The sequence below is a fragment of the Streptomyces sp. NPDC001156 genome, from assembly GCF_053598275.1.
In genome coordinates this window covers 1-26,217 of sequence record NZ_JBSFJX010000087.1, presented here as the reverse complement: position 1 = coordinate 26,217, position 26,217 = coordinate 1, and the positions used below count along the sequence as shown (strand labels likewise).

At 71.8% G+C, this 26,217-nt stretch carries 17 protein-coding genes; 8 read left to right on the top strand and 9 right to left on the bottom strand.

Features of this window, described 5'->3' with window-relative positions; translation table 11 throughout:
* Nucleotides 1-98: 98 nt before the first annotated feature.
* A complete protein-coding gene (locus ACWDA7_RS31185) occupies nucleotides 99-4,733 on the bottom strand; it encodes an HAD-IC family P-type ATPase (RefSeq protein WP_450608388.1) in 4,635 nt (1,544 codons plus the stop codon).
* Nucleotides 4,734-4,865: 132 nt separating this feature from the next.
* Here ACWDA7_RS31185 and ACWDA7_RS31180 point away from each other — a divergent pair, with 132 nt between their 5' ends.
* From ACWDA7_RS31180 to ACWDA7_RS31170, 3 genes are all read left to right on the top strand, one after another.
* On the top strand, nucleotides 4,866-5,255 hold the full coding sequence (locus tag ACWDA7_RS31180; RefSeq protein WP_450608386.1) for a hypothetical protein: 390 nt from the start codon (nucleotides 4,866-4,868) through the stop codon (nucleotides 5,253-5,255).
* A 262-nt stretch (nucleotides 5,256-5,517) separates the two neighbouring features.
* Entirely contained in the window at nucleotides 5,518-6,663 is a 1,146-nt protein-coding gene (locus tag ACWDA7_RS31175; RefSeq protein ID WP_450608384.1) for a PP2C family protein-serine/threonine phosphatase, read from the top strand.
* Nucleotides 6,664-6,963: 300 nt separating this feature from the next.
* Complete coding sequence (locus ACWDA7_RS31170) at nucleotides 6,964-7,959, top strand: lysylphosphatidylglycerol synthase transmembrane domain-containing protein (RefSeq protein ID WP_450608382.1); 996 nt, start codon at nucleotides 6,964-6,966, stop codon at nucleotides 7,957-7,959.
* Nucleotides 7,960-8,018: 59 nt separating this feature from the next.
* On the opposite strand, the gene ACWDA7_RS31165 is transcribed toward ACWDA7_RS31170, so the two are convergent.
* On the bottom strand, nucleotides 8,019-9,239 hold the full coding sequence (locus ACWDA7_RS31165) for an RNA-guided endonuclease InsQ/TnpB family protein (protein ID WP_450608380.1): 1,221 nt from the start codon (nucleotides 9,237-9,239) through the stop codon (nucleotides 8,019-8,021).
* Between the two features lie 461 nt (nucleotides 9,240-9,700).
* On the opposite strand from ACWDA7_RS31165, the gene ACWDA7_RS31160 reads away from it, so the two are divergent.
* On the top strand, nucleotides 9,701-10,906 hold the full coding sequence (locus ACWDA7_RS31160) for a cysteine desulfurase-like protein (protein WP_450608378.1): 1,206 nt from the start codon (nucleotides 9,701-9,703) through the stop codon (nucleotides 10,904-10,906).
* Between the two features lie 39 nt (nucleotides 10,907-10,945).
* Here the strand turns inward: ACWDA7_RS31160 and ACWDA7_RS31155 are convergent, their stop codons facing one another.
* Entirely contained in the window at nucleotides 10,946-11,989 is a 1,044-nt protein-coding gene (locus ACWDA7_RS31155) for an amidohydrolase family protein (protein WP_450608377.1), read from the bottom strand.
* A gap of 57 nt (nucleotides 11,990-12,046) precedes the next feature.
* A complete protein-coding gene (locus ACWDA7_RS31150; RefSeq protein WP_450608375.1) occupies nucleotides 12,047-13,666 on the bottom strand; it encodes an FAD-dependent oxidoreductase in 1,620 nt (539 codons plus the stop codon).
* 309 nt (nucleotides 13,667-13,975) lie between these two features.
* Here ACWDA7_RS31150 and ACWDA7_RS31145 point away from each other — a divergent pair, with 309 nt between their 5' ends.
* Nucleotides 13,976-15,253 (top strand): cytochrome P450 family protein, encoded by a 1,278-nt coding sequence (locus tag ACWDA7_RS31145; RefSeq protein ID WP_450608373.1) that lies wholly within the window; start codon nucleotides 13,976-13,978, stop codon nucleotides 15,251-15,253.
* Between the two features lie 62 nt (nucleotides 15,254-15,315).
* Here ACWDA7_RS31145 and ACWDA7_RS31140 read toward each other — a convergent pair whose 3' ends face one another.
* The 3 genes from ACWDA7_RS31140 to ACWDA7_RS31130 form a co-directional block, all read right to left on the bottom strand.
* The gene (locus ACWDA7_RS31140; protein WP_450608371.1) at nucleotides 15,316-16,695 is read right to left on the bottom strand and encodes a M1 family metallopeptidase; all 1,380 of its coding nucleotides are present in this window, start codon (nucleotides 16,693-16,695) and stop codon (nucleotides 15,316-15,318) included.
* Between the two features lie 68 nt (nucleotides 16,696-16,763).
* On the bottom strand, nucleotides 16,764-20,648 hold the full coding sequence (locus ACWDA7_RS31135; RefSeq protein WP_450608406.1) for a Pls/PosA family non-ribosomal peptide synthetase: 3,885 nt from the start codon (nucleotides 20,646-20,648) through the stop codon (nucleotides 16,764-16,766).
* Nucleotides 20,649-20,960: 312 nt separating this feature from the next.
* Nucleotides 20,961-21,926, bottom strand: coding sequence for a pirin family protein (locus ACWDA7_RS31130; protein WP_450608369.1), 966 nt, complete (start codon nucleotides 21,924-21,926; stop codon nucleotides 20,961-20,963).
* Nucleotides 21,927-22,094: 168 nt separating this feature from the next.
* Here ACWDA7_RS31130 and ACWDA7_RS31125 point away from each other — a divergent pair, with 168 nt between their 5' ends.
* From ACWDA7_RS31125 to ACWDA7_RS31115, 3 genes are all read left to right on the top strand, one after another.
* Nucleotides 22,095-22,625: a MarR family winged helix-turn-helix transcriptional regulator gene (locus ACWDA7_RS31125; protein ID WP_450608367.1), complete on the top strand. Its 531-nt coding sequence runs from the start codon at nucleotides 22,095-22,097 to the stop codon at nucleotides 22,623-22,625.
* Nucleotides 22,622-23,065 carry a MarR family transcriptional regulator gene (locus ACWDA7_RS31120; protein ID WP_450608365.1) on the top strand — a complete coding sequence of 148 codons (444 nt, stop codon included), beginning with the start codon at nucleotides 22,622-22,624 and terminating at the stop codon, nucleotides 23,063-23,065. The genes ACWDA7_RS31125 and ACWDA7_RS31120 overlap by 4 nt, the downstream gene beginning before the upstream one ends.
* Before the next feature lie 79 nt (nucleotides 23,066-23,144).
* Entirely contained in the window at nucleotides 23,145-23,492 is a 348-nt protein-coding gene (locus tag ACWDA7_RS31115; RefSeq protein ID WP_359396053.1) for a tetratricopeptide repeat protein, read from the top strand.
* Nucleotides 23,493-23,706: 214 nt separating this feature from the next.
* Here the strand turns inward: ACWDA7_RS31115 and ACWDA7_RS31110 are convergent, their stop codons facing one another.
* Together ACWDA7_RS31110 and ACWDA7_RS31105 are read right to left on the bottom strand one after the other, a co-directional pair.
* Nucleotides 23,707-25,194 (bottom strand): FG-GAP repeat protein, encoded by a 1,488-nt coding sequence (locus tag ACWDA7_RS31110; RefSeq protein ID WP_450608363.1) that lies wholly within the window; start codon nucleotides 25,192-25,194, stop codon nucleotides 23,707-23,709.
* A gap of 77 nt (nucleotides 25,195-25,271) precedes the next feature.
* On the bottom strand, nucleotides 25,272-26,217 hold a 946-nt coding region (locus ACWDA7_RS31105; RefSeq protein WP_450608361.1), incomplete at its 5' end, for a zinc ribbon domain-containing protein.

The window sequence follows — 26,217 nt, the reverse complement described above, 5'->3', positions numbered from 1 at the left end:
CCGTGCGGACCGCCGCGCCGAACCTCAGGACTTCGTCCGTGCGGACCGCTGGGCCGAACCGCAGGCCCGGATCTGCCTCCACGGGTTCCGGTCACGGACTAGGTGAGGCCGAGGTCCGGTGCCTGCAGGCCGAGGCGGGACAGGGCCGAGGTCAGCCAGCCGGCCGGTACGGCGACCAGGGCGGCCGCGGGCGACGGCAGCGGCGCCGGCTCCCCGTCTCCTTCGGTCTGCTCGTCCCCCGAGGGCAGCCAGGCCGAACCGGCCAGCCGGCAGGCGAGCGGCCGCAGGCATGCGTGCAGCAGCGTGGCGGTGGTGATCGCCGACAGGGAGATGCCCCAGGCGACGGGTCCCAGCGGGGTGGATCCGAAGAACTGGCTGACGCCCGGCGTCTGGACGATGCCGACGAGCACGCCGGCCGAGCCGACGGTGGCGGCAAGCACCTGGCGGTCCGCGCCGCCGCTGATGAGGGTCTGTGCGAGCTGGGTGCCGACCACCGCCACCAGCGCCACCGTGGCGGCACGGCGTTGCGTACCGGTGAAGCGGGCGGCCGTCCAGGCCAGCCCCGCACCGAGGGCCGTGGTGAGCCCGCGCTGCAGCATCTCCTGGGTCAGCGCAGTGCCCAGCGAGTGGTGGGGACCTTCTTCGAGCAGTTGTTCCCCGGTGCTCTCGGCGGGTGTGCGTACCGCGATGGACAGCGCGGGAGCAAGGTCGGTGAGGAGGTTGACCAGCATGATCTGCCGGGCGCTCAGCGGTGAACTGCCGACCACGGCGGAGGCCAGCACGCTGAAGGTGACCTCGCCCAGGTTGCCGCCGAGCAGGATGGCCAGCGCGGTCCTCACCGAGGTCCACATCGCCCGGCCCTCGGTCAGGGCGGTGACGATCGTCTCCAGTCGGTCGTCACCGATCACCAGATCGGCGGCGGCCGTGGCCGCGGGGGTGCCGCGCCGCCCCAGGGCGATGCCGACGTCGGCGAGGCGGATGGCAGGGGCGTCGTTGGCTCCGTCGCCGGTCATGGCCACGACCCTTCCCAGTCGCTGGTACGCCTGCACGATACGGACCTTGTGGCGCGGGGTGCACCGGGCGATCACGTCCACCTTCGGCAGCAGCACGTCGAGCGACTCGTCGTCGAGTTCGTCCAACTCCGGTCCGGTGCAGACGGTCTGCTCGGGGTCACCGGTGACGGAGGCCGCGATGGCCTCGGCGGTCGCGGCGTGGTCCCCGGTGAGCATGACCGTGTGCACCCCGGCCGCGCGCAACCGGGCGGTGGCCGGGGCCGCACCGGGCCGTACCGGGTCGGCCAGGACGACGAAACCGGCGAAGACCAGGTCCTGTACGACGTCGTCGGTGAGCTCCTCGTCCGGGCGCATGGTCCGTTCGGCCACGGCGAGGACGCGCTTGCCGGCCCCGGCGAGTTCCTCGGTGGCCGCGGTGAGGGCCCTGCGCCCGGCAGCGTCAAGCGCGGTCTCGGTCCCGTTCAGGCGCCGGCGCGTGCAGCGGGCCAGGACGACCTCCGGGGCGCCCTTGATGCTGAGCAGGTCGGTACCCGCGGTGCGGCCCGCTGTGGCGTGGTAGGCGCGGGACGGGTCGAAGGGCAGGGTGTCCGTACGCTCCCAGCGGGGGGCGTCGCGGCTGGCGGACACCCCTGCCGTGCGGGCGCCTATGTCCACCGCCCGGTCAGTCTGGTGGGCCATGGGCACGGACTGCCGGGCGGCGGGGGTGGCACGTAGCGCGGCGGCCAGGATCGCCTCGTGCGGCGGTCCGAGCCGGTCGAGGGAGAGGGTGCGGTTTCCGTCGCTGACGGCGGCGAGTTGGAGATCGCCCTCGGTGAGGGTGCCGGTCTTGTCGAAGCACAGCACATCGGCCCGGCCGAGCGCCTCGATGGTCCGCGGGTTGCGGACCAGCGCGCCGTGGTCGGCCAGGCGGCGCGCGGAGGCCAACTGGGCCGCGTTGACCAGGAAGGGCAGACCTTCGGGGACCGATGCGACCGCCAGGTTCACCGCCGAGGCCAGGCTCTGCGCGAGCGGGCGTCCGTGCAGCAGTCCGGCGCCGGCCACCGCCACCGCGGAGGCCGCGGCCACCGGCAGGCTGGCCCTGGTGAGCGACGACAGCCGCGCCTCGACCCCGGTGGCCGGTGCGGCCTCCCGTGCGCTGGCCATGGTCCGCCCGACCTCGGTGGCCGCTCCGGTCGCCACGACCACGGCCACCGCCTCCCCGGCGGAGACGGTGGTGCCCTCGTAGAGCATCGAGCTGCGCTCGGGGAGCTGCGCGGCGACCACCGGGGCCGGGTCCTTGGCCACGGGCAGCGACTCGCCGGTCAGCGACGACTCGTCAACCTCGAGGCCCGCGGCCTCCAGTAGACGGCAGTCGGCGGGAACCACGTCCTCGGGCCGCAGCAGGATGACGTCACCGAGCACCAGGTCCTCGGCCGTGACGAGCCGCTCGCCACCGCCGCGCCGCACCCGCGCGCCGACCGCCGAGCGGGCGGTCAGCTCCGCGAGGGCGCGCTCGGTCCTGACCCGCTGGAAGCCGCCGACCAGCGCGGCCATGGCGGTGATCGAGGCGACCAGCGCGGCGTCCGCCCGGGAGCCCACTGCGGCGGCCAGGGCCGCCCCGCCGGCGAGCACCGGGGTCAGCGGGTTGGCGAGTTCCTCGACGAACGCCGACGGCAGCGTGGTGCGCGGCGCCGCTCCCCCGGTCGAGTCGCCCTTCGCCCGCGCCGCGGCCTCCTCGGCAGGGAGCCCGTCGATGCTCGTACGCAACCGTTCGAGGACCCGCGCGGGCGGCATCAGGTGCCACGGCACGGTCTCCACGGACGGGGTGATGGGATGCGAGTACAGCCGCCGGGCACGCCAGACGCCCATGCAGAACGCGATCCCGCCCGCGGTGTTGCACGCCGCCTGTCCGCGCGAGCACGCCTCGGACTCCGGTGCCCGCATCGCCGCGACCGCGCCGATGCCGCTGCCGCTCGCGGCCAGCACCGCGCTGTCCCGGTCGACCTGGCGGGCCACGCCGACTCCGGTCATGATCAACGCGACCGAGTCCAGGTCGGTACCGACCAGCAGATGTGCGCCCCAGGCCGGCGGCTCCCCTTCGCGGTGGACTCCGATGCCGCAGTCGGACGCCCCGAGGGCCCGGCGGTTGCCCGACACCAGGAGCACCACCGCACCGTCCGCCTGCAGCGCGCGCACCGACGCCACCAGGTGGCCGTCGCCGGGCACCATCGTGTCCACGAAGCCGAGCTCCGGGTACAGCTGATCGCTGGCGAGGACCACCCGCAGGCCCGAGCGGCGAGCCGCCGCCGCCAGGGTTTGCGCGCCCGGAAGCGTCTTCATCGCCGCCCCCGCCACGGCCATCAGCCGGCGCCGGCGAGCGAGGCCCAGAACCAGCTCACTGCCCCGGCTGCGCAACCGGTCCGCGGCCTGCCGCCCGGTGCGGCCGGTCAGGTCCAGGTCCTCCAGCGGGCCGAGCACCCAACCTTCGCCGTCGCTGCGGACCCGCGCTGGCGCCGCCGGATCGAACAGGGCGAACAGCGGGTCGGAGACCTCTTCCGTCCCGGCGCCGCCGAGCACCTCCAGCCCGGTCAGTTCGTACCGGCCGCCGCGCAGTACGTCCACGTCGAGGAGCACGGTGTCCACCTGGCCCAGGCGGCGCAGCGCGCTACGGTCCATCGCCACGACGCCGCGCAGCGCGAGGAACCGGCCGAGGCTGGTGGCGAAGCCCTCCCGGCCGGCCTCCGGTGCCTTCGGCATGCTGGCCAGCGCCACCGCCAGGGCGCGCCGCGGTCCCGCGTAGGGGGTGGCCAGGGCGCCGATCGCGGCGCCCGTCCCCATCGCCCGTCTGGCGTAGCGCGCCGTCACGTCCTCATGCGCCTCGGGCCGTTCCACCACGATCGGCTCGGCCTGCGCGTCCTGCGGCCCCCGCACGAGCCGGGGTTCCGCCTCCACCCACGCATCGAGCTCGGCGTTCGCCTCGCGCCACTGCGCCATGCGCTGCGCGACGTCGAGCACCAGTCCTCCGCCGCGGGTGGCCATGCCCTGGACGAAGGCGTTCACGACGGGAACGACCGGTCCCCCCGTGCCCTCCCTTCCGGCGACGCCCGCCAATGCCACCCTGCGCAGCCACGGGTGGTACTGGACCGCCGTGGCCAGCGCCCCCGCCTCGGCCGGCAGGGGCGTCCAGGGCGACACCCGTGTGGCCACCGTGAGCAGGAGACCCGCGACGTCGGCGATCAGGACCGGAAGCGTCGGCCGCCTGCTCGGCCCCTCGGACGGATGGTGGGGCTCGGGGCACCACCGGTCGACCGTGCCCGACTCCCCGCCGCCGACCCCGTGCGACTCGGCACGGGCGATGATCCGGATCAGCTCCTGCTGGGGCGGCGGGGGCGAGGCCAACTGCACCACGACCCGCTCCGCCGGTGCGTTCACCCGGGCCCACAGCACGCCGGGATGCTGCTCGAGCGCGTGCTCCACCGCATGTGACACCCATGTGCCGCCGGGGCCCCGGACTCCCCGCACCTCGATATGGCAGCGCCCCTGACGGGACCACACATCGCGTCGCTCCACCCCGAGCAGCATGGCGGCCATGTCGGACGCACCACGCACACCGGCGGCCACTCCGCCCGCCAGGAACCCGCTCAGTGGCACGGCGAACGGCAGCGGTAGACGTACTCCGGACAGCAGCGACATCTGGGTGGCACCTCCCGAGCGGCGGTCCCCCGGTTCGATGGCGATCATCCTGACCCGGTCCGGGCGGCCCCGCGCGGCGTGCTGAGCCGAATGGATTCCTGGCTCGCAGCCTCAATTCCCCACGGGTAGCTTGTGCCTCGTTGGGGGGCGAAGTGCCGGACCCACGAACGGATGTGAACCGTGACCACGCCGAAGACCGCTGCGAAACGCCCGGCCACCCGGAGCGGGAGCGCCACGCGCCCCGCCTCGAGGACGAAGACGACACAGCGGCCCGCCACTCCGCGGGCCGCGAAAGCGACCAAGAAGAGATCCACCACCGCATCCGGCAAGCAGTTCACCATCACCGTCCCACCCCTCGGCGAGGCGGCCGGCCGTGCGGTCAACGCCGCGGCCGTCCCCGTGGAGACCGCCCGCCGCGTCCTGCCGGCCAAAGGCGGCCTGCCGCTGTACGCGGGCCTCGGCGCGCTGGCGGTGATCGGCGCCCTGGAGTGGCCGGTGGCCGCGGGCATCGGCATCGGCTACGCCTTGCTGAGGCACAACGGAATGCTCGCCCCGCCCGCCGCCAAGTAGAGGTGCGTGCGACGCGTACGCGTCGCCCTGCCCCGGCGGTCCCCGGGCCGAGCCGCCCGCACCGCCCGAGCCGGCTGAGACCGGTTCGACGGAGGCCGGACGTGCCGACGGGTCCCACACGACGCCGGCACGTCCGTGGCCGCCGCCTCCGGCGGTGGGCTCCCTGACTCCCCGTCCGCGCACCGGCCGAGTATCCGCGGGCCGACGCCCGGGTGTATTCAAGAGATATGCGGCTTTTGCCTGGCGGAGGTATCCGCTGGTCGTGGCAGTCGAACCGGGGACTCGTGGCCATCCCGACGCGCTGATCGTGGCGATCACGATCGCCGATGTCCTGGCGCCGCAGGACATCCATCTGGGACCGCTGCTCGTGGTCGCGCCCGCACTCACCGCCTCGTTCGGCGGCTCCCGGCTCACCGCACTCATCGCGGCCCTCGCCGTGGCGGCGCTCATGGCCATCTCCCTGATCCGCAACAGCGCTCTCACCTCCAACCACGAGACCCAGCTCATCTCCCTGATCGTGATCGGCGCCTTCACTGTGCTCTTCTGCCGGCTGCATGAACGGCACAGCGCGGAACTCAAACAGGTGCGGTCGGTGGCCGAAGCCGCGCAGCAGGTCGTACTGCAGCCCCTGCCCGACCAGATGGGTGTGCTGCGTATCGCCAGCGCCTATCGCGCGGCCACGGAGGAGGCACGCATCGGCGGCGACCTGTACGCCGCCGTTCGCACCAGGAACGGGACGCGTCTGCTCATCGGAGACGCCCGCGGCAAGGGCCTGCCCGCCATCGAGGACGCGGCCCTGGTGCTGGGCGCCTTCCGCAGCGCGGCTCACCGCGAGCCGAGCCTGCCCGCGCCGCGCAACGAGATCGAGGCGACGCTGTGCTGGAGTCTGTCCCAGCCGGCCAGGGCGGGCACCGACGCGGACGAGTCCTTCATCACGGCCGCTCTCATCGACATCTCGGACGAAGTACCCGAGGTCCACATCCTCAACTGTGGGCACCCGCCGCCGCTGCGGCTGCACGCCGGACGGGTCGTCGCCCTGGCGCCGGGCCAGCACGCGCTCCCCCTCGGCATGTGCCTGCCGGGGGCTCCGGACGGAAGCGTGGACACCTTCCCCTTCGCACCCGGCGACATGATGGTGCTCTACACCGACGGGGTCTCCGAGGCGCGCGACTCGGCCGACCGCTTCTATCCGCTCGACGAGCGACTGTCGGCCTGGAAGGACGCGGACACCCCGGGCGATCTCATTCTTCGTCTCCGCAACGACATCGTCGCGTACTGCGGCGGCACCTTCCAGGACGACGCCGCGCTGGTCGTGGTGCGCCGCGAGGCCGTCACCGGCGGTCAGGGGCCCGCCCAGGCCGGTCAGTCGGCCCGCCGCCCGTCCCTTACGCACCGGTCCCTGCGCTGACAGCGGCCACCCAACTGCGGCTCTCCCGCCCGGGATGCGCCGCGACTGGTGTGCCCATCACCGGGCCCGGACTCAGGCGGCCCGTGACCGGCGGGACGGCATTCCGGGGTTCCGGCGTCAGGAACTGTTCGCCGCGAAACCCCCGGCAGCGGCGGTGTCGCCCGCCGGACGACGCGCCTTCGACTGCCGGACACCGTACGGTCACACCGGCCGGGAAGGTTTCCGCCGTCCCCCCTGCCTCGGCTTGTATTCCGTCCGCCGCGTATCACGCGGGTGCGACGCGGAAGGACCTTGTGCGCCGTGTCCCTGCTCCCGCTCGAAGAGCTCCCCGGGCCGCTCCCCGCCCCCGTCCGTAGCCCCTCCGTCGCGCGCCTGGCCCGCCGGGTGCTGACCCTGCTCCCGCTCCTGCTGATCGGTGCGTGGGCCGCCGCCGACTGGCGTGCCGTGCGCGGCGGCACCGCCCGGCTGGCCTCCGCCGACCCCTGGTGGCTGCTGGCCGGGGTCTTCTTCACCGGCCTGGGCTGGGTGACCGCGGCGTGCGTCCGCCAGGGAGCCGTGCCGGAGAAGCTCCCGCCCGGGCCGCTGCTCGCCTCCCAGTTCGCCGCCGGCGCCGCGAACCATGTGCTGCCGGCGAGCATCGGAGCCCATGCCGTCACCCTGCGCTTCCTGCAGGGCCGCGGTATCCCCTTCGCTCGGGCCACCGCCTCGCTGGCCCTGTACTCACTGGTGAAGCCGATCGCGAAGACGGCCGTGCTCCTCTTCTTCGTCGTGGTATTCCCCAGGACGCTGCAGCTCGGCCGACTCCTCCCGGACACCAGGACGCTGCTGCTCGCCGCCGGGATCGCGGTGATCGGTGTCGCGGCCGTCGCCGTACTGCTCACGGTCGTACGCCCGCTGCGCCGCCCGGCATTGTCCTTCGCGCGCACCGCCCTGACCGACGCACGGAGTCTGCACACCCGGCCCAGCCGTGTGCTCGCCCTGTGGGGCGGGTCCGCGGTCGCCCCGGTGTTCCAGGCCTGCGTGATCGCCTCGGTCGGGTCCTCGCTGAGCATGGGACTGCCGTGGACGCAGGTGATCTTCGCGTTCCTCGCCGCGAGCACCGCCGTCGGGGCCGTGCCGGCGCCGGGCGGCATCGGACCCGTGGACGCGGCTACGGTGTTCGCCCTGGTCGCCTACGGCGCACCGATGGAGCTGGCCACGGCCAGCGTGATCGGCTATCGCGTCCTGACGGTCTGGCTGCCCCTGCTGCCAGGCACGCTGGTACTCGCCACCCTCGTCCACCGCAAGGTGCTTTGAAGGCTCCCCTGCCTGGGAGGGGATTCTCCACCCTCCGGGGCTGAGCGGGGATTTACGGCTCAGGCTGCCGCCTGGTCCAGCGGACCAGGAGGTCTTACGCCCTCGACACCGTCCGGGTTCCAACCTGCCCGGACCAGCATCACGCGGGCGGAGTTCTTGTCCCTGGGAGACACGGCTGCGCACACGGTGCAGGTATACGTTCTCATCGAGAGAGGGAGTGCGTGCTTGGTTCTCGCTGCGCACTGCGCACAGTCCATCGTGGTGTGCGCCGGGTGCACGAGACGGACGTCTCGCGCGTGCTTGGCGCCCATCTCGACCAGGGCACGCTTGGTCGCGGCGATGGCGGCATCGGCCGCCTTGCGGGCCATGGTGGTCTTCGCGAGGAACTTCGGCCGGAAGTCCTCCACCGCAACCCCGTCATGACCGCGCATCACACCCTTGGCCCACTTGCGGCCGGTGTCCTCCCGCTGCCGGGCCACCTTCTTGTGCAACTTCGCTGCCTGGGCCTGCGCCTGCCGGTAGCCCGCGGATGCGGGCTGCCCCTTCGGACGCCGCCGCCGGGCCATCATCCGCTGGTACCTCGCGAGCCGCTGCGCGGCCCGCTTGCCGTGCTCGGCGTTCGGGAGGTCGTAGGCGTCGTCCGTGGTGGTGGCGGTCTCCTTCACACCCCAGTCCACCCCGAGCACGCGCCCCGTGGGGGCGAGCGGTTCGCACTGCGCGGGGGCGACGAAGGACACGTACCAATGTCCGAGCGTGTCCTGGTACACGCGCACGCTCGACGGGTCCGCAGGCAGCTCCCGCGACCACACCACCGCCAGGACGATCCCGCCCGCCAGGTGCAGACGACCGTCCTTGATGCGAAAGCCGCGCCGGGTGTAGTTCAGGCTCGGCCGCGCCTGACGCTTCTTCTTCCACCGGGGCATCCCCGCCCGGCGATGCGTCGCAACCCGGTCCTTGATGTCCTTCAGGGCCTTGGCGCGAGCCTTGGCGAAGTCGCGTATCACCTGCTGCTGAGGCACGCTCGCGCCCTCAGCCAGCCACGGCATCCCCCTGCGGGCCTCGGTCAGCATCTTGTCGAGCTGAGCCGGACCACACGTCAGCTTCTCGCCGCCCGCTCTGCCCTGCAGGTGGACCTGCTTGGACTTGGCCACGCATTCGTTCCAGATCCACCGGCAGCGATCCCACTCGGCTTCGAGCCGGCGCCTGGCCGTGTTCGACAGGCGCACACGGAAGGTGTACCGGGCATGCCCGGTGTCCTTCGCGGTCGCTTCCGTCGTCATGCATCCGAACCTACCCGGGAGGACTGACAGTCGAGAGTTCTCGATCATTGTGGGCGACATCGCCGCCGTGCGGGGTGGACACCGGATCGCCTCGACGGCGATCCGGCCACCCCCGCCCTGCCCCGCCGGAATCCGACTCCTCCCCGGCCCGAAGGCCGGGGCATCCTCGGAGGAACCCGGTGATCCGAGTCCGCCCGTACCGGGATATCCGGTCCGGATCGAGGGCGCGGCGGTGCGCCGCACGCGCGGAAGACCGCCGCACACCGCCTCCGGGCCGCCAGGCGGACCTTGTACGCAGGGGCCTGCCGGCCGCCTCCTGACGGCTGGCACCCCTATCGTCGGTGCCCTCGGCTACCGTCTCTGGCGCGGGCACTGCGGCGAGTGGCCCGGCACCGACGTCGGTGACCGCCTTCCACCCACCGCTCGCCCGACCCCAGCCCAGGACAGGACAGGAGCCCCTCGTGCGCTACGACATCACCGGCATCCGTGCGCAGTTCCCCGCCCTGGCCGCCGGCAGCGTCCACTTCGACGGGCCCGGAGGCACCCAGACCCCCGAGCCCGTCATCCGGGCCATCACCGACGCGTTCGCGCAGCCTCTCTCGAATCGGGGCCGGCTGACCGCGGGAGAGCGCAACGCCGAGGCCATCGTGGCCGGCAGCCGCGAGGCCATGGCCGATCTGCTGGGCGCGGCCCCGTCCGGGATCGTCTTCGGGCGCAGCGCCACCCAGCTCACCTACGACTTCTCCCGCGCCCTGGCCAAGACCTGGTCGCCCGGCGACGAGGTGGTCGTCACTCGCCTCGACCACGACTCCAACGTCCGTCCCTGGATCCAGGCCGCGGAACAGTCCGGCGCGACCGTCCGGTGGGCCGACTTCGACCCCCGAACGGGCGAACTGGCCCCCGAGCACATCGCCTCGGTCCTCGGTGAACGCACCCGGCTCGTCGCCGTCACGGCCGCCTCCAACCTGATCGGGACCCGGCCCCCGATCGCCGCGATCTCCCGCCTGGTCCACGACGCCGGCGCTCTGCTCTATGTCGACGGTGTCCACTACACCGCCCACTCCCTGGTGGACATCGAGCGACTGGGCGCGGACTTCTTCGTGTGCTCGCCCTACAAATTCCTCGGACCGCACCACGGCGTCCTCGCCGCCCGGCCCGAACTGCTGGAAACCGTGCACCCCGACAAGCTGGCGGCCTCCAGCGACGCGGTACCCGAGCGCTTCGAACTGGGCACGCTGCCCTACGAGTTGCTGGCCGGTACGCGCGCCGCGGTCGACTTCCTCGCCGCTTTGGACGCCGACGCCACCGGCACCCGCCAAGAACGCCTGGCCTCCGCCTTCCACGCGCTCGAAGAGCACGAGGACACGCTGCGCGCACAGATCGACAAGGGCCTTTCCGGGCTCGCCCGGGTCACGGTGCACTCCCGGGCAGCCGACCGCACCCCGACCCTGCTGCTGACCTTCGAAGGCCAGGACACGGCGGACGCCTACCGCTTCCTGGCGGAACGCGGCATCCACGCGCCTGCCGGATCCTTCTACGCGCCCGAGGCCTCACGCCGCCTCGGGCTCGGCGACACCGGCGGACTCCGCCTCGGGCTCGCGCCCTACAACGACTCGGCGGACGTCGACCGGCTCCTGGAGGGACTCGCGGACTTTCTGCGTCGCTGAGGAACACGCCGATGCGAGCCCCTCGGGCCGGCGGCCCCGCTAGGCCGGCCCGCGGTGGCCCGCGGCCAGGGCCGGCAGCAGCCGGCAGGCGTTGTCGCGGTTGATACGGCGGCGCTGGACCTCGTCGAGAGCGGGGTCGTCGTCCAGCGCTGGCGCGGTGACGCCCGTGACCAGATGGGCCGGGGTGGGGGGCCAGTCGCTGCCGTAGAGGATCCGGGAAGGGTCCACGGCGGCCAGCAGAGTCGGCGTGGCCGACGGGGACATGGGCCCGGCCGTGTCGTAGTAGAAGCGATGCAAGTAGTCGCGGATCCGGGCGTGATCCACCTTCGGCATCAGGTGGTCGCTGAACACCTCGATGCGGCTTGCGATGTAGGGCAGGAATCCGCCTCCGTGCGGCAGGATGAAGGTGAGATCCGGGAAGCGGTCCAGGGTGCCGTTGATGATGAGACTGATCGCCGCGCGTGTCGTGTCCATCAGGAAGTCGCACAGGAACGGCGGGACGCCTTCCAGCTCCGCACCCCCCGGCCGGACCTCCATCGGGTGGGTGCTGATCACGGCGGAGCGTTCGTTCAGTTCGGCGAGAATCCTGTCCTGCGAGGCGTGGCCGAGGTGGACGCCGTTGACGCTGGTCCGTGCGCTGACGCCGACCGCCCCGAGGTCGTCCATGCCGTGCCGGACCGACCAGATCGACAGGTCGGGGCTCTCGAGGAAGACAGGGGTGTAGAACGCGAAGCGGCCGGGGTGGCTCCGGGTGAGGTCGCTGGCGGCCTGCAGGGCCACCCGGGCGCTCTCCTTGCGCAGCTCCGGATCCTGCAGGCGTCCCAGCATGGCGACGGTGAGCACGCTGGTACGGATGCCCGCGCCGTCCATCAACGCCAGCGCGCTGTCGACGTCCCAGCGGGTCCACGGGGGCAGCTTCCCGCGCTGGACGATGCCCTGCCCTTCCGCCCAGTCCAGCCACTCGGGCGCGGTGTAGTGGTGGTGCACGTCCACCCGCGCCCGGCGTGCATCGCCGCCCGCCGGATCACCGATCTCCGCACCGGCCACCCGGGCCGCGCCTGCCGCCGTCTGCAGTGATGTCATGCGGGGTCCCATTCCTGTGGTCGCGCCGGAAAGCCCGGGGCTTGAGGCGGTGTTGGCTCAACGCCCGAGGATTCGGCGCAGCACGTACGTCAGTTCCTTCTCCATGTCCTTCGGCTCGCCGTCGGTGCGCCAGGCGACGAACCCGTCCGGCCGCACGAGGACCGCGCCGTCCGGGGTCGTGCCGTGCACCGATGCCCAGTCGGGTCCGTCTCCGGTGTCCAGGTCGAACTCCGCACCGGCGCCGATGGCGTAGATGTCGAGCGGAACGTTGAGTCGCGCACCCGCACTGCGGGCGGCGGTACGCCAGTCGCTGCTCCCGCAGAGCATCACGAAAGAGCGCTCGTACAAGTCGACGGTCGAAACCTTCGTCCCGTTGTGGATGACCCACATATGGGGTGCGCGGGTTCCGGGGTCGGCACGCAGGCACAGGAAGTCCGGGATGACGGGTTCTTCCACATCGGCGCCGACCACCGCCGCGGAGGCGTAGCGGTACCCGAGCGCCACGGTCATCAGATCCGCGGTGTCGTTCGACGCGGTCCGGGCGGAGTACCCGGGATGCTGCTCACGGGCCGCCTGCAAGGTCGCCCGGGAGCTGGTCGCCTGTGCGACCGGCCGGCGTTCCGCCTCGTAGCTCTCCAGCAGCTTCACGTCCGCCCAGCCGCGGAGCACCGCCGCGACCTTCCAGGCGAGGTTGTGCGCGTCCTGGATACCGGTGTTCGAACCGAACGCGCCGGTGGGCGGCATTTCGTGTGCGGAGTCGCCGATGAGGAACACGCGTCCGTCCCGGTAGCTGTTCGCCACCCGGTCGGCCGCGTGCCACGGCGCCTTGCCCGTGATCTCGACGTCCAGATCGCGCACTCCGGCGGCCGCCCGGATGTGCTCGCTGATCCGGACGTCGGTGAAGTACTCCAGTGTCTGTCCGCGCTCGGGGAACCAGGGCACATGGAAGACCCACTGCTCCTCGTTGTCCACCGGCAGCAGTACGCCCTCACCCGAGGGGTCGGTGACGTAACAGACCACGAAGTGCTCGTCACCCGCCACTTCGCGCAGCCGCTTGCTGCGGAACGTGGCGCTGACGTTGTGGAACAGATCGCCCGAGCCGGAGTGCTCGATCCCGAGCCGCTCGCGCACGGGGCTGCGGGGGCCGTCGGCGGCGAGAAGGAAGTCCGAATGCACGGTGTGGGTATCGCCGGTCTCCCTGTCCTGCAGAACGGAGTGCACCCCGTCGTCGTCCTGGGTGAAGGACAGCAGTTCCATGCCGAAGCGCACGTCTCCGCCGAGCATGCGCGCGCCGTCGAGGAGTACGGGCTCCAAGTCGTTCTGGCTGCAGGCGCACCGGAGCGTCGAACACACGTCGGCCTCGGGCGCCTTGCCCGTGATCCGCGCCGAAAGCCATCGGCGGTTCCCGCTGTGCAGGGTGTCCACCTGCAGGATTCCGTGGTTCTTGGACAGCACTGCGGCGGCTTTGCGGATCTGCGGCTCAAGACCCGCCGTCCGGAACAGTTCCATCGTGCGCATGTTGTTGCCACGGCCGCGTGGATGGGCCGATGTGGCAGCATGGCGTTCCACGACGCGGTGCTGGATGCCGAGGCGTCCGAGGAAGACCGAGGCGGACAAGCCCACGAGTGAGCCCCCCACGATCAGGACGGGCACGTAGTCGCTGCCGCGATCGTTCATCGCGTGTTCTCCTCCGGGGTCGGCATCGCTGTGACGCGGCCACTTGGTGACGCGGCGGCCGCGGTTGTCCTTGGCTCGCCCCATGTCTTTTGCCATGCCTGGCCCGGCGATATTCAGTGATCACCTGAACAGCGGAAATTCCGATGCGCGCATGTGGTGCGACCGGCAGCGGATCGGCATCCGGCGGGCGGAGATCGCGCGAGTGGGGGAATCACGTTTACGGGCGGGAGCCGACCGGGGAGGGCTGGATCGAACTTCGCACATGCGCTGTCCCGCGGGCGGGCGGGAACCTTGAGAAAGGCCGGAGGAATGACTCAGCTCGATGAACGGGAAACAGCGGACGCGACAGCGGAGGCGGTCTCGAAAGCCTCGCGCGGATCGGCGGACTATCGCGCCAACCCCTACCCGGTGTACGAGCGCCTGCGTGAGTCGGCCCCCGTCTGCCCCATCTCTCCCCCGCACGGGGTCGAAACCTACCTGATCACGCGGTACGACGACGCGAAGGCCGCGCTGACCGATCCGCGTATCAGCAAGGACATGTACGCGGCCATCGACGCCTACCACACCATTTTCGGTGACTCGTCCGTCGCACTCGACGACAATATGCTTTTCTCTGACCCTCCCAAGCACACCCGGCTGCGCCGCATCGTCAACAGCGCTTTTACGCCGCGCCGTATCGAGTCGCTTCGTCCCCGTATTCAGCAGATCACCGACGAACTGCTCGCGAAATGCTCCACCGAGGGACCCGTCGACCTGCTGCCCTCCTTCGCCTTCCCGCTGCCGCTCATCGTGATCTGTGAGCTCACCGGAATTCCCGATGACGAGCGCGAGGAGGTCCAGAAGTTGTGCGCCGTGGTGGCGCGCACCGGGTTCAGCAAGGCGGACAAGGAAAAGCTGGCCGTGGCCGAGGGGGCGCTGCGCGACTACTTCGTCGAGATCATCGCGCGCAAGCGCGCCAAGGCCTCCGACGATCTCCTCAGCGACCTCATCCGGACGCAGGACGAGCAAGGCGCCATGAACGACGGGGAGTTGCTGTCCACTCTGTGGGTGCTGCTCTTCGCCGGCCACAAGACGACCGCCTACCTCATCGGCAACGCGGTGTTCAATCTGTTGACCCATCGCGACCAACTGCGGGAGGTCATGGCCGACCCGGAGCTCCTCCCGAACGCGGTCGAGGAGGTCATCCGCTACGAGGGCTCGGTGGAGAACGCGACGTTCCGGCACGCGCTCGAAGACATCGCCATGCGCGACACCGTCATTCCCAAGGGAGCCCTCGTCCAGGTCGCGGTGGCCTCCGCGAACCGCGACCCGGAGAGGTTCGAGTCGCCCGACACCTTCGATGTGAAGCGGCCGGGCCTGCAAAGTGCCCATCTCGGCTTCGGCAGCGGTCCGCACTACTGCCTCGGCGCCCCGCTGGCCCGGATGGAGATGCGGATCGCGTTGTCGACGCTCTTCGGGAAGTACCCGACCGTCGAGCTCGCCGTACCGCCCGGGGAGGCCGACTGGCTCAAGGTCCCCTTCCCCGCGTTCCGGGGTCTGGAGAGCCTTCCGGTCGTCCTGGACCCCGCCCGGCTCCTCACGGACTGAGCGTCCTGGCCGCCGCTCGGCTCCTCAGGGGCCGAGCGGCGGCCGGAGACACGCCCGTCGCCTCACACGGACCGTGCGTTGGTCGGCGGATAGGACGGACGCCTCGGCATCGGGGCCGCGGCGACGGGCAGCGGCGGCAGCGCCTCCTGTTCCACCCACGCCGTGAACAGATCGTCCAGGGACCGGCTGGCGAACCGTGCGGCGTGCGTGGTGAAAGTGCTCGTCGTCACGGTCCCGCCCCGCTGCACGCCCGTCCACCCGCGCAGCATCCGGAAGAACGTCTCATCGCCCAGCGCGCAGCGCACCGCGTGCACCACGAGACCGCCGCGTTCGTAGAGGCGGTCGTCGAACATCCGCTTGCGGCCGGGATCGGACAACCGCAGGTCCTGCGGCTGCAAGGACAGCTTCCGGTGCGCGATCGCGGCGAGCTCAGCCGCCGTGCGGCCCCCGGACCGCTCCGACCAGAGCCATTCGGCGTACTTCGCGAAGCCCTCGTTCAGCCAGATGTGCCGCCAGTCGGCGATGGTCACGCTGTTGCCGAACCACTGGTGGGCGAGCTCGTGCGCCACCAGCCGTTCCGAGGTGCGGTGCCCGTCGACGTGATTGGAGCCGAACAGCGACAGTCCCTGGGCCTCGACGGGGACGTCGAGCTCCTCCTCCGTCACCACCACCGCGTACTCGCCGAACGGGTACGGCCCGAAGAGTTCCTGGAACAGCTCCATCATGGCGGGCTGGCGCGCGAAGTCCCGGGAGAACTGCGGGAGCAGGTGCGCCGGGATGTACCCGTGCTGGGGCACCCCTTCCTCGCCCGGATCACCGAGCAGCACCGTCTGGTACTTGCCGATCGACAGCCCGACCAGATAGCTGGAGGTCGGTGCCGGCTGCTCGTAGACCCAAGTGGTCGTGGACGCCTTCGTCGTACGGGTCAGCAGGCGCCCGCCCGCGACCACCGCGTACGCCGACGGCGTGGTGACCGATATCTGGTACGCGGCCTTGTCCGCCGGACGGTCGTTGCACGGATACCACGAGGGCGCCCCGACCGGCTGACTCGCCACCAGCGCCCCATCCTCCAGCTCCTCCCAGCCGATCCCGCCCCAGGGGCTGGTGACCGGTTTCGGGTTGCCCGACCAGTGCACTTCGACCGTGAACGCGGCACCCGCCCTGATCGGCTTCGGCGGACGGATCCGCAGCCGGCCGCCGCGGTGCGAGTAGTGCGGCGCCCGCCCGTCGACCCGGATCCGACCGATCCGGAAGTCCGCCAGATTGAGCTGGAACTCGGTGATCGGGGCCGGGCCCGCTATGGCGCCCAGCCGGGCCGACCCCGCGAGCCGGTTGGGGCCCGGACGGTAGTCCAGGGTGAGCTCATAGCGGTGTACCCGGTAGCGGGAATCCCCGTTGGCGGGGAAGTACGGATCCGCTTCCACCTTCTGCTGCGAACTCACTGGTGCGTCTGCTCCCTGCGCTGTGCTCGTTCGTCCTGCCGGTGCCCTGCCCTCCGGTCCGAAACGAGTCACGCCGCTCGCTTCCGGGGACGCCACGCCTCGATCGGGTTGCCCAGCCAGCGGGTGCCGTCGGGAACGGACTCCGCGGCCATGACGAGCGAGGCGGGACCCAGCGTGGTGCGGGCCCCGACCGTGCTGCCGGGCAGGACGATTCCGCCAGGACCCAGAGTCGCGCCCTCACGGAGGACCACAGTATCCGTCCGCAGGATTCGGTCATGGAAGAGGTGTGTCTGCAGCACACAGCCTCGGTTGACCGTGGCCGCGTCCTCCAGCGTCACGAGGTCCGTCTCCGGCAGCCAGTGGCTCTCCACCCACACCCCGCGGCCGATGCGGGCGCCGAGGCCACGCAGCCACAGGGTCATCAGCGGCGTGCCGGGCACCGCCCCGGCCAGCCACGGCACGGCCACGGACTCGACGAACGTGTCCGCCAGCTCATTGCGCCACACGAACGAGCTCCACAGCGGGTGCTCACCCCTGCGGTGCCGTCCCACGAGCAGCCACTTCGCCACCACGGACACAACACCGGCCGCGAGCCCGGTACCCAGCAGGAGGACCCCGCACAGCAGCCAGGCCCAGCCGCCCAGCGCGCTGAGCGCCGCGGCCGTGAGCAGGACGAGCCCGGCCGAGCAGAACACGGGCACGAGCCGGCACAGCTCCACCAGCCCGCGGGCCCACAGCAGCCGGGCCGGCGGCTCGTAGGTACGGCTCTGGTCGCCCCCGGCGGCCGCGCGTGGCAGCTTCACCGGTGGCAGCCCCAGGTACGAGCTGCCCTTCTTCGCCTTCTTCGGTGTCGCGGAGAGCACTCCGACCAGCCCGTCGTCCGGCACGCTGCGGCCCGGCGCGGTCATCCCGGAGTTGCCGAGGAACGCCCGCCGCCCGATCTCCGCGCGCCCGATCCGCACCCAGCCGCCGCCGAGCTCGTACGGGGCGGTCAGCGTGTCGTCCGCCAGGAACGCCCCGTCGCCGACAGTGGTCAGACTCGGCAGCGCCAGCACGGTGGACACCTCGGCGCCCCGGCCGATGCGCATACCGAGCAGCCGCAGCCACACGGGCGTGATCAGACCGGCGTACAGCGGGAACAGGGTCTCTCGCGAACGGTCCATCAGCTGGGTGACGGTCCAGGCCTGCCAGCCGGTCCGGCCGTACGCGGGGTACGTTCCCTCACGCAGCCCGAGGCTCGTCAGCCGTACGGCGATCACGATCAGCAGCGCGTACGTCAGCCCGTAGGCGAGTGTCGCCGGGACGAGCGCCACGGCGGCCCCCCGCAGGGCCGCGCCGAGTCCGGCGGCCGGGTCCACGAACGGGTGTGCCACGAGGAGCGCGGCCGCCCCCGCCGGAACCGGGAGGGCGGTCAGCGCGGAGCCGCTGACGCCGTACATCGCCCGCCACCAGACACTGCGCCCGGGCCGCTCCTTGGGCCAGTTGCGTTTGGCCTTGCCGAGTTTGACGGCGGGTGCGCCCGCCCAGCGCTGACCGGTCGGGATCTGGCCCGTGACGGCCGAGCCGGGCGCCACCTCGGCCCGCTTGCCGACCCGTGCGCCCGGGAAGAGCATGCTGCGCGTGCCGACCACGGCGTGCGCGCCCACCTTGACCGAGCCGATCTCCAGCCGGTCGCCGTCCAGCCAGTAGCCCGCCAGATCCACCTCGGACTCGACGGCTGCTCCCCGGCCCAGTTTGAGCATGCCGGTCACCGGCGGCAGCGAGTGCAGGTCCACGTCAGGGCCGACCTTGGCGCCGAGCGCCCGCGCGTAGCGCTCCAGCCACGAGCCCGTCAGCGAGGTCGCCCCACTGAAGTCGGCGAGCCGTTCCGCCGCCCACAGCCGCAGATGTACGCCCCCACCGCGCGGGTAGCGGCCGGGCTTGACGCCCCGCAGGAGCAGCCGGGCCCCGCCCGCGCCGATGGCGAGCCGCCCCGGCGCGCTGTGGAACAGCACCGCCCCGGCGGCCACGGCCCACCACGAGGTCACCGGCGCCCACGGATACGGACCGAACCAGTGAAGCACGTTCCCGAGTGCGGCCAGGGCCACGGTCCAGCGCAGCCCGAGGACCGTGAACAGGGGGACCAGCAGGAGGATTTGCAGGATCCTGGCGCGCAGGGGCACCGGGGCGATCACACGCTCCGCGGCGTCGTCCTGCGCCGACTCCTCCAGATGGCGGGCGAGCTTGCGCAGCGTCGGGTGCTGGTAGATGTCGAGGACGGCCGCGGTCGGGTAGCGGGTGCGCAGCCGGGTGGTGAGCTGTGCGGCGGCGAGGCTGCCGCCGCCGATCGCGAAGAAGTCGTCGGACGCGTCGGCCACCGGGATGCCGAGGACCTCGGTCCACTGCTCGGCCAGCCACGCCTCGGTGCCGTACAGCTGGGCGACGGGACCCTCCTGGTCCTCCAGCGGCCAGGGCAGCGCGTTCCGGTCGACCTTGCCGGACGTGCGGGTCGGCAGTTCGCCGACGGGCGCGAGCAGCGGGACCAGGGCCGCGGGCAGTTCGGCGCGCAACTTCTCGACCGCGGCCGAGTGGTCCCACCCCTCCTGGGTGACGACGTATCCGACGAGGAGCTGGTTGCCGCTGCGCGCGGTCCGTACGGCGGCTGCGGCGCCGGCCACCCCGGGCAGGGCCTGCAGCGCGGCGTCCACCTCGCCGAGTTCGATCCGCCGCCCGCCGAGCTTGATCTGCTCGTCGGCGCGCCCGAGGAAGATCAGCCCCTCGGGCTCGGCCAGCACGAGGTCCCCGCTGCGATAGGCGCGCTCCCAGCCGAGGGACTCGAGAGGCGCGTACTTCTCCGCGTCCTTCTCGGCGTCGAGGTACCGGGCGAGCCCGACGCCGCCGATCACCAGCTGACCGCTCTCGCCCATCGCCACCGGCTGCTCGGCGTCGTCCACGACGGCCAGTTCCCAGCCGTTCAGCGGCAGTCCGATCCGGATCGGCTCCTCGCCGGTGAGCAGTGAGGCGCAGGCCACCACGGTCGCCTCGGTGGGCCCGTAGGTGTTCCAGACCTCGCGTCCCTCGGTGACCAGCCGCTGCGCCAGTTCGGGCGGGCAGGCCTCGCCGCCGAAGATCAGCAGGCGGACGTCGTTCAGGGTCTCGGGTTCCCAGAGCGCGGCCAGGGTCGGGACGGTCGAGACGACGGTGATCTCCTGCTCGACGAGCCACGGACCGAGGTCGGCCCCGCTCCTGACCCGCGAGCGCGGCACGGGCACCAGGCAGGCCCCGTATCGCCAGGCCAGCCACATCTCCTCGCAGGAGGCGTCGAAGGCCACGGACAGGCCCGCCATGACCCGGTCACCGGGCCCGATCGGCTCCTCCGTCAGGAACAGGTCCGCCTCGGCGTCCACGAATGCTGCGGCGCTGCGGTGGGTGACGGCGACGCCCTTGGGCTTGCCGGTGGAGCCGGAGGTGAAGATGATCCAGGCGTCGTGCTCGGCGCCCGGGCGGGCGGCGGCGACGTCGGACGCGCTGTGGACCGTGATCTGGTGCCCGGCGCCGACGACCGCGCGCACCTGTGCCTCCCCGAACACCAGCTCGGCCCGCTCGTCCGGATCCTCGGCGTCCACCGGAACGTAGGCGGCGCCCGCCGCGAGCACGGCCAGGATCGCCACGTACAGGTCGTTGGTACCGGACGGGACCCGCACGCCGACCCGGTCGCCGAGGCCGACGCCGGCGCCGGCCAGGCGCCGCCGCAGGGCCTCGACCTCGAGGGCCAGATCGCGGTAGGTCAGGCAGCGGTGGCCGTCGTCGAGGGCCGGCTCGTCGGGGTGCGCCCGTACCGAAGCGTCGAGGATGTCCACGAGCGTCCGCGGCGAGGCGGCGGGGGCGGCGCCGAAGCGCGCGCGGTCGCCGAACTCTGCGTGCATCTCCTGGTCGGACAGCGCACGTGCGGGGCCTTGCTGGAGGGCTGCCATCGGGTCCTCACGGTCGTACCCGGATTGCTCCGGGGCGCTGGTGGGCCGCAGGGATGCCTGGGGATCTTCCGGTCCAGCTCCAAACAAGCGGACAATTTTAATACGAGGATGGACACGGACTGTTCCGCCCGCCCTTCGAGGGCCTGCCAGGAGCACCCGGAAGGGGTAATTCCGATGCACTGACATGCGGATATGTCACTGTGACGAGATATGCCCCACATGAGCCCGGGCGGCCTGGGCAAGCGTCGACACCCTCGGGTACGGCACGCTCCCCTGACCCTGCGGAGAGCCATCACCCAGCCGGTCGCCCGGTCAGCGCGTCCTGCCCCGCGGCTTCAGCGGCACGGGCGGCAGGTCCGGCGCGGGCAGCGGGTCACCGTCGTACCCCTTCACCTCGCCGAACCGCGAACCCGTCGTCCAGTCGGTCCGCGCCTGCGCGATGTCCTCCTGCGTCCGGCCGATGAAGTTCCACCACATGATCAGCTCTTCCTCGAACGGCTCGCCGCCCAGGAGCATCAGGCTCGCGTCCGACTCCGCGCGCAGGGGGAGTTCGACGCGGCCGCAACCCAGGTAGAGCATCGACCCGGGCAGCACCGGGACGCCGTCGACATGGGCCTCGCCGGACATCGACAGGACCGCGTACTCGAAGTCCGCCTCCAGCGGGAGGCGTACGTCGGCTCCGCGCGTCAGGGTCAGGTCGGCGCCCACGACGGGCGTGTACGTCGTACCGGGCGACGCCACCCCGGCCAGCTCGCCCAGGATCAGCGTGGCGTCGAGGCCGGGTGCGGTCACCTCGGGCAGGTCAGGGTGGTACTCGAAGCGCGGCTCGGTGTGCCGGTGGCTGTCCGGAAGGGCGACCCACAGCTGCGCACCGTGCAGAAAGCGCGCGTGCGGCTTCGGGCTCTCCTCGGAGTGGCTGATCGCCCGGCCGGACGTCATCAGTCCCAACTGGCGCGGCCGGATGGTCTGCAGACTGCCCGTCGAGTCGCGGTGCAGCACCTCGCCCTCATGCAGCCAGCTCACCGTCTGCAGCCCCATGTGCGGATGGGGCGGGACCTGCATCCCGGGCTCGTCGGCGATGTCGTCCGGGCCGTAGTGATCGACGAAGCACCACGCACCCACCATGCGCCGGCCCAGGTTGGGCAGCAGGCGGCGGACCTCCGTGGACTCGCCGAGCCGGACCCGGCGCGGGCTGAGAAGCTCACGCACCGGCTCCGCCACCACGAACCCGCGGCCACCGCACACGGCGGGCACCGCTTCGCGATCGACATTGCTCATGCCGCACAACCTAGCCCCGCGCGCAGGCCCGCGTCAGGCCATCCACGCGCCCTTGAGGGCGCTCTTGAATCGAACGTGGCACCAGGTTGACGGCGCGGAGACCCCGGATCGGATGTGCATCCCATGCGACAGTAGCCATGGCGATAGTATCCATGTACAGTATCGGTCATGAGTGCGACTCCTCAGGGCGCGACGCCCGGATTCCTCGTCTGGCGGCTCTCGACGAAGTGGCGCGTGGCCGTCGACCGGGCCGTGGCACCCCTGGGCCTGACACATGCTCAGTACGCGCTGGTCGCGACGCTGTTCGGCATGCACCGCGCCGGGCGGCGTCCCAGCCAGCGGCAGCTCGCCGATCACACCGGCCTCGAAGCGCTGTACGTCTCCAAACTGGCCCGCACCCTGGAAGCCGCCGGTCTCGTCGACCGCGTCCGGGACCCGGCGGACCCCCGGGCCGTGCGGCTCTCGCTCACCGCACACGGTCGGGATGTCGCCCGTCAGGTGATCAAGGTGGTCCAGCGGCTGCACGAACAGTTCCTCCAGCCCATGGGCGGCCGCCACAGCGCCCGCACCGAGGACTTCGTACAGGCGCTACGGATCCTGCTCGACGCACCGCTCGACCCGTCGGCCGCCGGGGGCGCCGCCGACGGCCCCGGTCCGCAGCACACCGAAGGCAACGACAGCGAACAGGAGCAGTCATGACCAACCCCACTCCCGTCGTCAACAGCCAGCTCATAGGTCTCACGCACTACGCCGCCCGCGCACTGCTGGAGCGTGTCCTCGCCCGCACCGGCACCACGTTCACCCAGTCGTCGGTGCTGCGGACACTCGCCAACAGCGGCGGGCGGCTGGAGCGCACCTCCCTCGTCGCCCTGGTGGTCGACTCCCTCAAGATCGTGGACGAGCAGTCGGTCCGGTCCGACATCGAGGAACTCGTCGCCGGCCGGGCGCTGAACGCATCCGCCGGCGACCAGGTGTCGCTCACGGCCAGCGGCCGGGAGCTGCTCGAGAGCATCCAGTCCGCCGGCGGGCAGATCGCCTCCCGGCTCTACGCGGACATCCCCCGGGAGGACCTGGAGGCCGGCGGCCGCGTGCTGACCCTGATCCTCGAGCGCGCGAACGCCGAGCTGGCCGTCGCATAACCGCCAGTTCGGCCACTCGCTCAGGTCGTGGAATATTCAACGACCAGGGTCCGTTGTCGACGCCGTAAGGAGGTCTTGAGTGGAGACGACGTACTACGACCACGGAGCGCCCGCCGAGCGCTGGGAACGCGCGCGGATGTTCTTCGACGCCAAGGACTACTACGCGGCGGCGCGGGTCCTGGAGGGACTGGTCGACGAGGTTCCGGAGCAGACGGGGCCGCGGCTGTTGCTGGCACGTGCCTACTACCACTCGGCCCAACTGCGCCGCGCCGAGGCCGAGTTGAACGTCATCGTGGAGCGCGACCCGGTGGAGCACTACGCCAGGCTGCTGCTGGGGCGCACCCTCCAGCGCCAGGGCCGCGACAGCGAGGCCGAGCCGCATCTGCGTCTCGCCTCGGCGCTCTCGGGTGACTTCGCCGAGGCGTGAGCCCCGGCACCGCACCCGCACATCGACGACCCGTGCCCGGTTCTCTCGGGCACGGGCCGTCCTGCGTGCACAAGGTCTCCTGGCCCCACCGGCTCGTCGCCGTGTGCGGGCTCAGGACCATGGACCGCGGCGGTCCCGATCCGCGGCCCTCGAGTCCCGCCTGATGGCGAGATGCCGCGAAGACCGGAGGAGCCGTGAAACCGCGGCGCGACGGCTACGGGGCGAAGGTCTCGCCGACGCGGGCGTCCGAGGACGGGGCACCGAGGGTTGCGCCGTTGAACCACCACGAGCCGCTGGTGGCCAGGCCGCCGCTGGTCCCGGAGAGGACCCAGGCGCCGCCGTCGTTCGTGTCCTCACCGGGGGCGCCGGCGACCAGGCCGGCCTTTCCGTTGCGATCGGGGTCGATGAGGCGGAGGGCGCTGCCGAACTGGTCGGCCTTCTCGGCGGTGCCGGGGACGGACGAGATGTCCTGGCTGATGGTCTTGCTTCCAGTGGTGGTCAGGCCGGTGGCCGAGCCGCGCATGACCCAGACGGTGCCCGCGTCGGTGGCGCCGCCGACATCGTTGCCGGGTGCGCCGATCGTGGCATCGGCGTAGCCGTCGCCGTCGATGTCACCGACGCCGACGGCGCCGCCGAAGCGGTCGCCGCGCTGCTCGGTGCCGGGGACACCGGGTGAATCCTGCGTCCAGACCTGGAAGTTGGGTCCTGTGTTGACAGGGCCGTCGGGTCCACCGAGGTGGACGCGGACCGCGCCGCCGTCGAGCAGGACGCCGTTCAGCTCGTCGCGGTCGGCGGGCGACCCCAGGACGAGGTCGGTGTAGCCGTCCTTGTTGATGTCGCCGGACGCACCTGTCGCGCCGCCGGTCACGTAGCCGCCCCACGCCAGTCCGTCGGGGCCGCCGCGCAGATACCGGGCCGCACCGTGCGACTCGACGGGGTAGAGGCTCTCTTCGATGATCTGGGTGCCGAGCACGACCAGGTCGTCGGCACCGTCCTTGTTGTAGTCGCCCGAAGTCAGGCCTGCGGGCCTGTAGTCCTCTTCCCACGACCAGGAGGAGCGGTCCGCCGGGGCCAGATGCCTGACGCCTGCCGCGACTTCGCTGTGGTACGTCCACACATCGCCGCCGGACATGACGGCGAGTTGGGTGCCGGAGCCGGTGAAGCGGCCGGTGGCCAGGCCCATGGCGAAACGGCCCTGCGCCGTCGGGCCGTCGTCCTGGAGCCAGAGGCTGTCCGCACCGTGCAGCCCGGTCCTGGAGCCGAACAGCACGGTCGCAGCGCCCGCGTTCGTGGCCGCGCCGATGTCCTTGCCGGGGATTCCGACGACGAGATCGGCATAGCCGTCGCCGTCCAGGTCACCGGACGCGGTCGACTTGCCGAAGTTGTCGTCGGCCTGGGCGAGACCTTGTATGCCGGGGGTGCTCAGGCTGAACGTCGCCCGCCGCGAGGCGGAGATGCCACCCGCCGAGCCGTACAGGACGGCGACGTACCCGGCGCCCTTCTTGGCGCTGACGGTGCCCCCGGGGGCGGAGACGACGAGGTCGGGGTAGCCGTCGCCATTGAAGTCGTCGTGGGCCACGGCCGCGGGCGCGGCGATGGCGGACGGTGTCGTCGCGGTGATCGTGGCGCCGATCGTCAGCAGTACGGCCGCTGCGGCCGTGGCGGAGGTCCGGCTTCTTCCGGTGAGTCGCTTGCTACGCACGTAAGGGCTCCTGAGCTGAGGGATTCCCGTCCTGGTGGCGACCCGACAGGCAGTCGGATTGCGGGCAGCGTCTCTAATCAGCTAAGCGATCCTGAGTTGGATTGAGTTTCCGGGATCGTTTCCCACCGTGGTGGGGAGGCATGGGCGTGGAAGTGGAATCCCGCGCCCATTGCTGCTCCTCGTGGCCGGTGGCCGGTGGTGGGTGTACTGATCGTGTTCACGTCCTGGTGCCGGTCGGCTGCGCGGGGCAGTTGGGTCCGGCCCGTGGGTGCGTGTCCCTCCGGACGCTGGCCAGCAGGGCCGCACGGGCAGCCTGCTGGGGAGGGTGCCCTGCGTCGCCTGGGCGCGGGGCGTGTGGAACGTGGCCGGGTGGGGCCGGTCTTGGTCCGGTCCTGCCGGCTGGTCTTCGATGTCGTGGTGAGGACTGCCTTCGACTCCAGCTTGTCGACGACCGAGCGGATCATCATGAGGCCGCTGGTGCGGTCGATGACGGTCTTGGTCTGATGGGCCAGGCCGCGGGCTGCGATACGGCGCCACGCCCCGTGGTCGCGGTCGCCCTGCCAGCCACAGGACTGGTTGGGGCAGATGGCCCATTTCCAGCCCGCGGTGGTGGGCCGGTCGGGGGCTTTGCGGTGCCGCAGCGGGGTCAGGCAATGCGGGCACAGTTTGGAGGTGTTCCGGGCCGGAACCGTGACCACGGCAATACCGGCCTCGGCTGCGAGGTGCCGCATGCGGCCGGCGATCTGGCCGCGCACCTGCTGGGACAGGCGCGTGTTCAGGGTGCGGCCCATGCCGCCGGCTTCCATCGACCGCAGGTCTTCGAGATAGACCACCGTGGCCCCGGCCGCAATCGCTTGGTCGACGGCCCACCTGGCGGCAGCCCATGCAAGCGCGTCGTTGAGGTTCGACCTACGGTGGGACACGTGCTGGATCTCATCTCGCAGCACGTCCAGTCGCGGAGCGAGTGCATGGTGTTCGCTGCGGCCGATGAGCCGAATGTACTGGTCGGCCTTGGCGTGCAGC